The organism is Herbaspirillum frisingense GSF30 (genome assembly GCF_000300975.2).
In the GTDB taxonomy this organism is placed as follows: Bacteria; Pseudomonadota; Gammaproteobacteria; order Burkholderiales; family Burkholderiaceae_D; genus Herbaspirillum; species Herbaspirillum frisingense.
In genome coordinates this window covers 108,091-120,671 of record NZ_AEEC02000016.1, presented here as the reverse complement: position 1 = coordinate 120,671, position 12,581 = coordinate 108,091, and the positions used below count along the sequence as shown (strand labels likewise).

9 protein-coding genes are annotated in these 12,581 nt (G+C 64.1%); 5 read left to right on the top strand and 4 right to left on the bottom strand.

Features of this window, described 5'->3' with window-relative positions; all coding sequences use genetic code 11:
• Positions 1-389: 389 nt before the first annotated feature.
• The 5 genes from HFRIS_RS13020 (at position 390) to HFRIS_RS13000 (ending at position 7,046) form a co-directional block, all read left to right on the top strand.
• Positions 390-1,742, top strand: coding sequence for a GntP family permease (locus HFRIS_RS13020; protein WP_006463834.1), 1,353 nt, complete (start codon positions 390-392; stop codon positions 1,740-1,742).
• A gap of 73 nt (positions 1,743-1,815) precedes the next feature.
• On the top strand, positions 1,816-3,369 hold the full coding sequence (gene gntK, locus HFRIS_RS13015; protein WP_006463833.1) for a gluconokinase: 1,554 nt from the start codon (positions 1,816-1,818) through the stop codon (positions 3,367-3,369).
• Positions 3,370-3,440: 71 nt separating this feature from the next.
• Positions 3,441-4,235, top strand: coding sequence for an SDR family NAD(P)-dependent oxidoreductase (locus HFRIS_RS13010; protein ID WP_006463832.1), 795 nt, complete (start codon positions 3,441-3,443; stop codon positions 4,233-4,235).
• Between the two features lie 27 nt (positions 4,236-4,262).
• A complete protein-coding gene (locus tag HFRIS_RS13005; RefSeq protein ID WP_006463831.1) occupies positions 4,263-5,300 on the top strand; it encodes an L-idonate 5-dehydrogenase in 1,038 nt (345 codons plus the stop codon).
• 204 nt (positions 5,301-5,504) lie between these two features.
• A complete protein-coding gene (locus HFRIS_RS13000; RefSeq protein WP_006463830.1) occupies positions 5,505-7,046 on the top strand; it encodes a methyl-accepting chemotaxis protein in 1,542 nt (513 codons plus the stop codon).
• A 78-nt stretch (positions 7,047-7,124) separates the two neighbouring features.
• Here the strand turns inward: HFRIS_RS13000 and tal are convergent, their stop codons facing one another.
• From tal to pgi, 4 genes are all read right to left on the bottom strand, one after another.
• Positions 7,125-8,060 carry a transaldolase gene (tal, locus tag HFRIS_RS12995; protein WP_006463829.1) on the bottom strand — a complete coding sequence of 312 codons (936 nt, stop codon included), beginning with the start codon at positions 8,058-8,060 and terminating at the stop codon, positions 7,125-7,127.
• Between the two features lie 120 nt (positions 8,061-8,180).
• The gene (locus HFRIS_RS12990) at positions 8,181-9,035 is read right to left on the bottom strand and encodes an SIS domain-containing protein (protein WP_034310514.1); all 855 of its coding nucleotides are present in this window, start codon (positions 9,033-9,035) and stop codon (positions 8,181-8,183) included.
• 38 nt (positions 9,036-9,073) lie between these two features.
• On the bottom strand, positions 9,074-10,540 hold the full coding sequence (zwf, locus tag HFRIS_RS12985; protein WP_006463827.1) for a glucose-6-phosphate dehydrogenase: 1,467 nt from the start codon (positions 10,538-10,540) through the stop codon (positions 9,074-9,076).
• A 50-nt stretch (positions 10,541-10,590) separates the two neighbouring features.
• Positions 10,591-12,264, bottom strand: coding sequence for a glucose-6-phosphate isomerase (gene pgi / locus HFRIS_RS12980; RefSeq protein ID WP_006463826.1), 1,674 nt, complete (start codon positions 12,262-12,264; stop codon positions 10,591-10,593).
• Positions 12,265-12,581 lie beyond the last annotated feature (317 nt).

Below are 12,581 nucleotides of genomic sequence, written 5' to 3'. Positions count from 1 at the left end.
ACGACAGAGCACCGCCATCCTCCCCCGGCAGGATGAGTCCGGAGCACACCCGAAAGAAAATGATTTCCGTACGGCACGCCCGGCCCTCCGTTCGCCCGTCCTTCTGCCGCACTGCAGCACAACAAGTGTTTGACCCGCGCAAAATGTTAGCGTTATCATCGCGCCCCATGTTAACGCTAACATCCGAACCTCCGGGCACACGGCGGCGGGGTCAGCGGCGGCATACCACACTCAGGTCAATCAGATAACACTACGCAGATAGTGCAGATGTTCGCGCCTCCCGCCAGGGCAGGCCGCAGGAGACGTCCGTCCTCAGCCTCGCGCCGGGGCCACGCTGCTGCGGCTCTTTGCGGGCCGCACGGCATCGGCTATCGGCAATCGGAGATCCCATGCTGGGAATGAGCCACGACGCCACCTTGCTGTTCAATGCAGTCATTGCGATCCTCGCGCTGATCCTGATGATCACGCGCTTGCGCATCCATCCTTTCATCGCCCTGACGATCACCTCGGGCTTCCTCGGTCTGATCTCGGGCATGCCGCTGCCCAAGATCGTCAAGTCCTTCCAGGACGGCTTCGGCGGCGTGCTGGGCTTCGTCGGCATCGTGCTGGGCCTGGGTACCATGCTGGGCAAGCTGATGGCTGAGTCCGGCGGTGCCGACCAGATCTCGCAGACGCTGGTGCGTGCCTTCGGCCGCGAGCGCGTGCACTGGGCCATGATGATGGGGGCCTTCCTGGTCGGTATTCCCCTGTTCTTCGAAATCGGCTTCGTCTTGCTGATCCCGCTGGTGTTCATCGTGGCGCGTCGCTCGGGCGTGCCGCTGTTCAAGATCGGCATGCCCATGCTGGCCAGCCTGTCGGTGATGCACGGCCTGGTGCCGCCGCACCCGGGTCCGCTGCTGGCCATCGGCATCTTCGGTGCCGACATCGGCAAGACCATCTTCTACGGCCTGCTGGTGGGCCTGCCGACGGTCATCATCGCCGGCCCCATGTTCGGTTCCTTCATCTCGCGCTACGTTGACATCAAGCCTTCGGAAGAACTGATGGCGCAACTGGCGCGCGAACCGCAGACCAGCAACCTGCCGGGCTTCACCACCACCCTGGTGACGGTGCTCTCGCCGGTGTTCCTGATGCTGCTGAAGACCTTCGTCGATGTCACCCTGCCTGAAGGCCACGCCGTGCGCGACCTGATGGACTTCATCGGCAACCCCATCGTGGCCCTGCTGGCCGCGCTGCTGCTGGCGATCTGGACCTTCGGCCTGGCCCGTGGCTTCACCCGTCAACAGGTGTTGAAGTTCGTTGATCAGAGTCTGGCGCCGACCGCGGCCATCGTGCTGATCATCGGTGCCGGTGGCGGCTTCAAGCAGATGCTGGTCAATTCCGGCGTGGGGACTGCCATCGGCCAACTGGCCGTGCATGCACAGATTTCGCCGCTGCTGCTGGCCTGGTTCGTGGCCGGCGTGATCCGCGTGGCGACCGGTTCGGCCACGGTGGCCACTATCACCGGTGCTGGCATCGTGGCCCCGCTGGTGGCACTGATCCCCGGTACCAACAAGGAACTGCTGGTGCTGGCCACCGGCGCCGGTTCGCTGATCCTGTCGCATGTCAACGATGCCGGGTTCTGGCTGGTCAAGGAATACTTCAACATGAGCGTGGGTGAAACCTTCAAGACCTGGACGGTGATGGAAACACTGATCTCGGTTGTTGCTATCATCTTCATCATGTTGCTCAATCTCGTCGTTTGATCGTCATTTAATACTCACGATGCAACGCCCGGCTGGTCCGGGCGTCTTGCCATCTGTCAGATAAGGAATGTTCATGTCCCACTCCGCCCGCTACATGCTCGGTGTCGATATCGGCACCACCAGCACCAAGTCCGTCGTCTTCACGCTCGATGGCAAGGTGGTCGCACAGCATGCGCAGGAATACCCGGTGATCTGTACCGAGCCGGGCATGGCGGAGCAGGACCCGCAACAGATCGTCGAGGCTGCGCTGGCCTCGATTGCCGGCGCTGTCAAAGCTGCCGCCGCAGCCTCGCAGGAGATCGCCCTGCTGTCCTTCAGCGCCGCCATGCACAGCGTCATTGCGCTGGATGCCGAGAGCCGCCTGCTGTCCAACAGCATCACCTGGGGCGATATCCGCGCCTCGGTCTGGGCCGAGCGCATCAAGCACGAACACGACGGCAACGCCATCTACCGCCGCACCGGTACGCCCATCCACCCGATGTCGCCGCTGTGCAAGCTGATGTGGATGCGCCATGAAAAGCCGGAAGTCTTCAGCAAGGCGGCGCGCTTTGTCGGCATCAAGGAATACCTGCTGTACCAGTTGTTCGGCCAGTGGGTGGTGGACCACTCCATCGCCTCGGCCACCGGCATGTTCAACCTGCGCGAGCTGGCCTGGGATCGCGGTGCGCTGGAACTGCTGCGGGTCACGCCCGAGCAGTTGCCCACGCCGGTGCCGACCACCCACCGCCTGCCGCCGCTGTCACCCGGGATGGCCCAGCGCCTGGGGCTGTCGGTGGACACCCCCTTCATCATCGGCGCCAACGACGGCGTGCTCTCCAACCTGGGCGTGAACGCCATCGAGATCGGCCACGTCGCGGTGACCATCGGCACTTCCGGTGCGATGCGCACGGTGATCGATGAGCCCCTGACTGACCCGCATGGCCGCCTGTTCTGCTACGCCCTGACCGAGAAGCACTGGGTGGTCGGCGGCCCGGTCAACAACGGTGGCAACATCTTCCGCTGGGTGCGCGATGAACTGGCGACCGCCGAGGCAGCCGCAGCCCGCGATGAAGGCGTCGATCCCTACGAAGCCCTGACCCGAATCGCCGAGAAGGTGCGTCCCGGCGCCGAAGGGCTGCTGTTCCATCCCTTCATGGCCGGCGAGCGTGCGCCGCTGTGGAATGCCGACCTGCGCGGCTCCTTCTTCGGCCTGGCCCTGCACCATGGCAAGCACCACATGATCCGCGCCGCGCTGGAAGGGGTGATCTTCAATCTCTACAGCATCCTGCCGGCGCTGGAAGAACTGGTCGGCCCGACCAAGCGCATGATGGCCACCGGCGGCTTTGCCCGTTCGGCCCTGTGGCGCCAGATGATGGCCGACATCTTCAATCGCGAGGTGGTGGTGCCGGAGAGCGTGGAATCGTCCTGCCTGGGTGCGGCCGTGCTGGGCGCCTGGGCCTTGGGGCTGGTGCCGTCGCTGTCGGTGATTTCCGGCATGGTCGGGTCCACCAACCATCACGCGCCGCATGCCGACGCGGTGGCGGTCTACAGCCGCCTGCAACCCATCTTTGCGGCCATTCCGGCCAAGCTGGAAGCGGAGTACCACGCCATCGCCGCCTTCCAGCGCGAGACCGGAAAGGCGCACTGAACGCTGCTCCGGTGCAGGCCGGCCTGAGCAGTTTCGATCTGCCACCTCCCCAACAAGAAGAAAGAGACCACATGACCACCAAGACCACCTCCCTGCCGGCAGGCCTGCAGGGTTTTTCCCTCGAAGGCCGGCTGGCCCTGATCACCGGTTCGTCCGGCGGCATCGGCCTGGCACTGGCGCGCGGCATGGCGCAAGCGGGCGCGGCCATCGTCCTCAACGGTCGCGATGCCGGCAAGCTGGCCGGTGTGGCGGCGCAATTGCGTGCCGAAGGCCACGTCATCCATGAATCCAGCTTCGACGCCACCTCCTCCGATGAGGTCAAGGCTGCGGTGCAGAAGATCGAAAGCGAGATCGGCGCCATCGACATCCTGGTCAACAACGCCGGCATCCAGCGTCGCAATCCGCTGGAGGAGTTCAAGGAATCGGACTGGCACGACCTCATCAACACCAACCTCAACAGCGTCTTCTACGCCGCCCAGGCAGTGGCGCGCCACATGATCCCGCGTGGCGCCGGCAAGATCATCAACATCTGCTCGGTGCAGAGCGAACTGGGTCGTCCCGGCATCGCCCCCTATACCGCCACCAAGGGCGCGGTGAAGATGTTCACCAAGGGCATGGCGATCGACTGGGGCAAGTACGGTATCCAGGTCAATGGCCTGGGTCCCGGGTATTTCAAGACCGAGATGAACATGGCCCTGGTCAACGATGCCAAGTTCACCGACTGGCTGGTCGGCCGCACGCCCTCGCGTCGCTGGGGCGATGTCGAAGACCTGGTGGGCGCGGCCGTGTTCCTGGCCAGCGATGCCTCGCGTTTCGTGAACGGCCACATCCTCTACGTGGATGGCGGTGTCACCGCGACCCTGTAACCCATTGATGCCATTCAGGAGAAGATCATGCAACAAGGCCTCGTCATCCATGCGCCGCACGACCTGCGCATCCAGCAACTCGACAGCGGCGAACTGCAGCCGCAACAACTGAAGGTCAAGGTCAAGGCCGGCGGTATTTGCGGTTCCGACCTGCACTACTACCACCACGGCGGTTTCGGCGTGGTGCGCATCAAGGAACCGATGGTGCTGGGCCACGAAGTCTCGGGCCAGATCGCGGAAGTCGGCAGCGCCGTCACCGACATCGCGCCCGGTACCCGCATCGCCATTTCGCCCAGCCGTCCCTGCGGTCAGTGCAAATACTGCCAGGAAGGCAAGCAGAACCATTGCCTGGACATGCGTTTCTACGGCAGTGCCATGCGCACCCCGCACGTACAGGGCGCGTTCCGCCAGGAAATCGTCATCGAGCGTTCACAGGCCCACGTCGTGGCCGACCACGTCAGCGATGGCGAGGCCGCCATGGCCGAACCGCTGTCGGTGGCATTGCATGCCGTGCGTCGCGCCGGTCCGCTGGTGGGCAAGCGCGTGCTGGTGACGGGCTGCGGCCCCATCGGTGCCCTGGTGGTGATTGCCGCCCGTCGCGCCGGCGCGCTGGAAGTGGTGGTCACCGATGTGGCGAAGATGCCGCTGGAAGCCGCACTGAAGGTGGGCGCCGACCGCGCCATCAACATGGCCGAGACACCGGAGGCGCTGAAGGCCTACGCCGCCGACAAGGGGACCTTTGACGTGCTCTTCGAAGCCAGCGGCAACGAGCGCGCGCTGGTGGGTGCGCTGGAGGCGCTGCGTCCGCAGGCCGTGATCGTGCAGGTGGGCCTGGGCGGTGACATCCAGTTCCCGGCCAACCTGCTGGTGGGCAAGGAGCTGGACTGGCGCGGTGCCTTCCGCTTCCATGAAGAGTTCGCCATGGCCGTCGAGCTGATGAACCGCCGCCTGGTGGACGTCAAGCCGTTGATCTCGGCCACCTATCCCATCGCACAGGCGGTGGAGGCCTTCGAGATCGCCGGTGATCGTTCGAAGATGATGAAGGTGCAGATCAGTTTCGACTGATCCGCCCGGGGCGATGTCCGCGCTGCCCTGCAGTGTGGTGGCCGCCCCGCGTCCGAAAGGCTGTCCTGCCTTGCTTTCTGGCCCGATCATCTATGCCAGATTGACAATATCTTGTGCACGCTATAAGTTTTGCCCCCATGGGATGGCAGGGATGAATGCCCGTCCCGCCTGACAAGCACGGCAAACCTCTGGGGGGAGGACATGATGGCGAGACCTTATGCGCTGACGGTGGGACAGCGCCTGTTTCTGTTGATCGTGCTGGCCATGCTGGGCCTGGCTGCCACCGCCGCCGTCAGCCTGCGCCAGATCGAGAACGTCTACCACGCTGCCAACTACGCACAGGTCAATACCGTCCCCAGCGTTACCTCGCTGGATGATGCGCAAGGCGCCTTCAATGCCATCCAGGGTCGGGTCTATCACTACCAGGCCAACCAGGACCCCAGCGACCGGCGCCGTCTCCTGCAGGAAATCGAGATCTACCGCCAGCGCCTGGACAAGCAGATGAAAGTCTACCGCGCGGCCTATGTCACCGATGAAACGGACCAGGCCATGCTGGAAGACGACCTCCAGCGCCTGACCGTTTTCGAGGACGTGGTGCGACGCCTGCTGGCGCTGGTGGACCAGGGCCTGGACGAGCAGGGCAAGATCGTGGTGGGGCTGGAGTTTCGCGGGGCTATCGAAGCCGTGCAGGCCGCCTTTGCGCGCCATCGTTCCTACAACATCGCCCTGGGCGAAGCCAGCGCCCTGTCGGCGCGCGAGATCATCGAACATGCGCTGCAGACCGTGCTCCTGATGGCCGGCGGGGTCCTGCTGATCATGCTGGGTGCCGGCTGGGGCATCACCCACACTCTCACACGCCAGTTGGGCGCTGAACCGGGCGACGTGGTCACGGTCATGCAACGCCTCTCCGATGGCGACCTCGTGCAGCAGATCGCTCTGAAGCCGCGCCATGGCCGGAGCATGATGAATTCCATCAAGAACATGATCGAACGCCTGTGCCAGGTGGTGGCCGAAGTCACCGCCAGTGCCGAAGCCATGGTCAGCACCGCCGAGGAGGTCAGCGCCACGGCGCAGTCGCTCTCCCGTGCCTCGACCGAGCAGGCTACTGGTGTGGAGCAGACCAGCATGGCACTGGAGCAGATCCACGGGTCCATCCTCAGTACCTCCGAGAATGCGCGCCAGACCGAGCAGATCGCCGCCGGTGCTGCCAGCCAGGCAGGGCAGTGCGCGCAGACCCTCAGGCAGATGGTGGAGGCGATCCAGCAGATCGCCGGCAAGATCGCGGTCATCGACGACATCGCCTATCAGACCAACCTCCTGGCGCTCAATGCCACCATCGAGGCGGCCCATGCAGGTGAGCACGGCACCGGCTTCGCCGTGGTGGCGGCCGAGGTCCGGCGGCTGGCCGAACGCAGCCAGGCCGCCGCGCAGGAAATCGATGAAGTCGCCCGCGCCAACGTGATCCTGGCGGGCGCCGCCGAAGAGCAGCTGCAGCACATGCTGCCGGCGATCGGACGTACCTCGGAACTGGTACAGGAAATCGTCCAGGCCTCAGAAAAGCAATCCACCGCAGTCAGCCAGATCAGTGTCGCCGCCAGCCAGCTGGCCCAGGTGATCCAGCAGAACTCGCTAAGCTCCGAAGAGCTTGCCGTGACCTCGGAGGAACTGAACCGACGCGCCATGGTGCTGCAGACCACCATGAGCTTTTTCCAATGCCGGATGGGTGGGGCGCGCGCATTGCCCTAGACGCGATCCACCATGAACGACAAAGGCCGCATCGTCTGCACGATGCGGCCTTTGTACTTGTTGATCTGAACGCGGGATTTAGCGCAAGGCGTCCACGATCTGCTCCAGCTTGACCGCGTCAGCGGCGAACTGGCGGATGCCTTCGGCCAGCTTTTCGGTGGCCATGGCGTCGGCGTTGAGGGCCAGGCGGAAGGCTTTTTCATCCAGGGAGATACGCTCGATGTCGGCCGCATCGGCGGCTTCCTTGCTCAGCTTGCGTTCCACCGGAGCATCGCTGTCGGCCAGCTTCTGCAGCAGGTCCGGGCTGATGGTGAGCAGGTCGCAGCCGGCCAGTTCGACGATCTGCGACGTGTTGCGGAAGCTCGCGCCCATCACTTCGGTGGCGTAGCCGAACTTGCGGTAGTAGTTGTAGACCGCCTTGACCGATTGCACGCCGGGATCGTCGCTGCCGGTATATTCCTGGCCGGTGGATTTCTTGTACCAATCGTAGATGCGGCCGACGAAGGGGGAGATCAGTTGCACGCGGGCCTCGGCGCAGGCGATGGCCTGCGGCAGCGAGAACAGCAGGGTCAGGTTGCAGCGGATGCCGTCCTTTTCCAGGATCTCGGCGGCACGGATGCCTTCCCAGGTGGAGGCGATCTTGATGAGCACGCGCTCGCGGGCGATGCCGGCTTCTTCGTACAGGCGGATCAGCTCGCGGCCCTTGGCGACGGTGCCTTCGGTATCGAAGGACAGGCGGGCATCGGTCTCGGTGGAGACGCGACCCGGGATCAGCTTCAGGATCTCCAGACCGAAGGCGATCAGCAGGCGGTCGATGATGGCATCGGTACTCTTGCCGGCGTGGGCCTTGACCACCGACTCCAGCAGCGGCTTGTACTCGGCCTTCTGCACCGCCTTCAGGATCAGCGAGGGGTTGGTGGTGGCATCCTGGGGCGCAAAGGCCTTCATGGCCTGGAAGTCGCCGGTATCGGCCACGATGGTGGTGTACTGCTTCAACTGTTCAAGCTGGCTCATGGAAAGTCCTGTTGCTAGGGTGAAGAATAAGGATAGGCATTGTACGCAATGGCCGTTTCCTGTCTGTCGGTGAATGTCGCTAAATCACTGATCCTTGATCTGCCGCTGCGCTTGGCACGCTTAGCGGAAGAAGGAGTCGAATTGCATGTCGAATTTCTGCAGCGACTTCTGCGCGTTCTGCATCTTCTTGCGGAATTCCGGGCCGCGTCGCAGCGCCAGTCCCACCGCCAGGATATCGATCACCACCAGGTGCGCCAGGCGCGCCGAGATGGGGGTATAGGGGTCGATGTTGAAGGACAGGTCGATCGGCACCAGTACCGTGGCCAGTTCGGCCAGCGGGGTGCCGGAAGGGCCGAGCACGATGATGTCGGCACCGCCCTTGCGCGCCAGCTGGATCGAGCGCAGCAGGGCGGCGTTGCCACCGCGCTGCGAGATCGCCACCACGCAGTCGCCGGCCTTCAGGAGCGAGGCCGCGATGCTGTGGATGTGCGGGTCGGAATACGCCACGGTGGGCACGCCCGAGCGGAAGAACTTGTGCTGCGCGTCGTTGGCCACGATACCGGAGGTCCCCTGGCCGTAGAACTCGATCTTGTTGGCCCGTGCCAGTACGTCCAGCGCCAGCTGGATGGCATCCGGATTGAGGTGGTTGCGCAGGTCCAGCAGGGTATTGATGGAACGGCTGCAGATCTTGTTGACCAGATCGGCGGCCAGGTCGTCCTGGGCCAGCGTTTCATCTGCGCCCGGCAAGGCCAGCGCCAGGCTCTGGGCGAGCTTGAGCTTGAAGTCATGCCAGCCCTCGTAACCGATGGCGCGGCAGAAACGGATCACGGTCGGTTCCGACACTTCCGCATTCTTGGCCAGCGCCGTCAGGTTCTCGGCCAGGGCCAGTTGCGGGTTGGCCAGGATGGTCGCAGCCACCTTCTTCTCCGACTTGGAGAGGGAGTTGATGTGGGTGCGGATGGAGTCGAGCAGCATGGACATGACGGTGACCTGGTGACGCTAGCGGGCGCTGGTCAGACCTCGGGCAGGGCTTCTTCGCGCCACTGCAGTCCGTCGCGACCGATCAGGGCGCTCGCCGCAGCAGGCCCCCAGGTACCGGCGTTGTAGGGGACCGGGTCGGCCTCCTGCTGGTCCCAGTAATCGATGATGGGCTCCACCCATTCCCAGGCGGCCTCCAGTTCGTCGCTGCGCATGAACAGTGTCAGATGACCGCGCAACACGTCCAGCAGCAGGCGTTCGTAGGCGTCCATGCGCGGGGTCTTGAACTTCTCGCGGAAGTCCAGCTCCAGCTCCACCGGACGCAGGCGCATGCCATCGCCAGGCTGCTTGGCCATCAGGTTCATGTGCAGGCCTTCGTCAGGCTGCAGTCGGATCACCAGGCAGTTCGGAGTGTCGTTCTGGTGCGCGAAGATGGAATGCGGCACGCTCTTGAAGCGCACCACGATCTCGGCCAGGGAGTCGGCCATGCGCTTGCCGGTACGCAGGTAGAACGGCACGCCGGCCCAGCGCCAGGTGTCGATCTCGGCCTTGACTGCGACATAGGTCTCGGTGCGCGAGTCGGGGTTGGCATCGGCTTCCTTGCGGTAGCCCGGCACGGCCACGCCATCGACATGGCCGGCGCGGTACTGGCCGCGCACCACGTTCATGGCCAGCGTGGTGGGGGTAAAGCGCTTGAGCGAGCGCAGCACCTTGAGCTTTTCGTCGCGCACGGCGTCGGCCGAGTTCGATACCGGCGGTTCCATGGCGACGATACAGAGCAGTTGCAGCAGGTGGTTCTGCAGCATGTCGCGCAGGGCGCCGGAGGTGTCGTAGTAGTCGAAGCGGCCGCCCACACCGAGTTCTTCGGCGATGGTGATCTGCACGTCGGAAATCCATTCGCGCCGCCACAGGGGTTCGAACAGCACGTTGCCGAAGCGCAGCGCCAGCAGGTTCTGCACCGCTTCCTTGCCGAGGTAGTGGTCGATACGGAAGATCTGCGATTCCTGGAAGAAGCGGCCGACCTGGGCGTTGATGTCGCGGGCGCTCTTGAGGTCGCGGCCCAGCGGCTTTTCCAGCACCACGCGGGAGGTCGGCGTGACCAGTCCGGCCTTGGACAGGTTTTCGCAGATCGAGGCGAACAGGCTGGGCGGAGTCGCCAGGTAGAACACCCGCGCCAGGCCGGCGATGTCGCGCAGGGCATCCTTCAGGTGGCTGAAGCTGTCGGCTTCCTTGGCGTTGACCGAGGCGTATTGCAGGCGGCCGGTGAAGCGTTCCCAGACGCTGGCATCCAGGTTGGCGGCCGGCACGTGGGGTTTGGAATCCTTCTCCACCAGCTTGAGGAAGTCTTCACGCGATTTCTCGTCGCGGCCCAGGCAGATGATGCGTGCATCGGGCGGCAGGTCGCGGGCGCGGTCTCGGGCATACAGCGCGGGCAGCAGCTTGCGCATCGAGAGGTCGCCGGTGCCGCCGAATAAAACCAGATCGAAATCAGAAGTAGCCATGGTGTGTGTCGTCTCTTTGTACGTGAAGTAGCGGATGGAGCGCTACGTGTTTAGTGGCCCTGCCGGCTGGCCTGGGCGGCCTGGCGGGCCAGGGCGATCAGGGCGCTGGTGGAGGCGTCGTGGCGTGCGGCCTGCACAGCATCCTCGGCCTGCAGTTCGCCCAGGATGGTCTTGGCCAGCACCTTGCCCAGTTCCACGCCCCACTGGTCGAAGCTGTTGATGCCCCAGATCGCGCCCTGCACGAAGGTCTTGTGCTCGTACAGCGCAATCATCGCGCCCAGGGCATGCGGGCTCAGTTCCGGCAGCAGCAGGGTATTGCTGGGGCGGTTGCCCTCGAAGGTTTTGTGCGGGATCAGGGCCGCGAGTTCCGCTTCGGGCAGACCTTGTGCCTGCAGATCGGCGCGCACCTCGTCGGCGTCCTTGCCGCGCATGAAGGCTTCGGACTGCGCGAAGCAGTTGGCCAGCAGTGCTTCCTGGTGTCCGGCGATCCCATGCGAGGGTTTGAGGACGGCGATGAAATCGATGGGCGTGATGTCGGTACCCTGGTGCAGCAGCTGGAAATAGGCGTGCTGGCCGTTGGTACCAACGTCGCCCCAGATGGCCGGACAGGTCAGGGTCGTGACCGGCGTGCCGTCACGGGTGATGCGCTTGCCGTTGCTCTCCATGTCCAGTTGCTGCAGGTAGGACGGGAAGAAGCGCAACCATTGGTGATAGGGGGCGATGCTCAGCGAGGCGCTGCCGAGGAAGTTGCGATTCCAGATGCCCACCAGCGCCTGGATTACCGGCATGTTCGATTCCAGCGGGGCTTCACGGAAATGGCGGTCCATATCGTGCGCGCCGGCCAGGAAGGCAGCGAAATTGTCGTAGCCGACCAGCAGCGCCACCGGCAGGCCGATGGCCGACCAGACCGAATAACGGCCACCCACCCAGTCCCAGAAGGGGAACATGTTCTCGGTATCGATGCCGAAGGCGGCCACCTCGGCCGCATTGGTGGAGACAGCCACGAAATGCCGGGCCAGGTCTGCGGGCTTGCCGTGCTGCAAGAACCAGGCGCGCGCCGAACGGGCGTTGAGCATGGTTTCCTGGGTGGTGAAGGTCTTGGAGGCGACGATGAAGAGCGTGGTCTCGGGATCGACGCGGGAAAGCACCTCTTCCAGGTCATGGCCATCGACATTGGAAACAAAGTGGGCGCGCAGGCGTGGGTGCGCGTAGGCGCGCAGGGCGGTGCACACCATCTGCGGGCCCAGGAAGGAGCCGCCGATGCCGATATTGACGATGTCGGTAATCTCGCGTCCGCTGTAGCCGCGCCAGGTACCGCTGCGCACGCGCTCGCTGAATGCGCGGATGTGCTTGAGCACCGCATGAACCTCTGACGCAACGGGTTGTCCGTCCACTACGGCCCCGGCCACATTTTCGGGCGCGCGCAGCGCGGTGTGCAGGACGGCGCGATGTTCGGTAAAGTTGATCTTCTCGCCATTGAACATGGCATCGCGCAGGGCTTCCACGCTGCGCTCGCGGGCCAGGCTCATCAGCAGCGCGAGGGTGTCGGTGTCGATGCGGTTCTTGGAGTAGTCCAGCAGGAGCCCGGCGGCGCGCACATGCATGCGCTCGAAACGGTCGGGCTGGCGGGCGAACAGATCGCGCATGTGCCACTGGACAGCCGTGGCGTGGTGTTCTTGCAATGCCTTGAAGGCGGCCGTGTCGGTCAGGGCGGGTGTATGCATGAGTCGGAGATGGGTTGGCTGTCGTGGCCTGTCATGTCTGGCTGCGGCATCCATCCCTGCGATCCATGCGCCATGTCGTCATGCGCATTGCAGGAAAAGAGCCGGGCAGGCCGTGTTCATGTTCTTGGGACAATGCGGGTGACTATACATCAAATGCCGCCGAAGTGGTAGTTTCACTACAGTTTATGACGGCCCTGTTACATTGCCTGTCGGCATCCATGCCGGTAGCCGGGAAGTGAAGACTGATAAGGCTTTTGAAGCGGATTGATGTTCACCAATGAAAAGATGCACGGTTTGGCCATGCTGCAGTGCTCTAA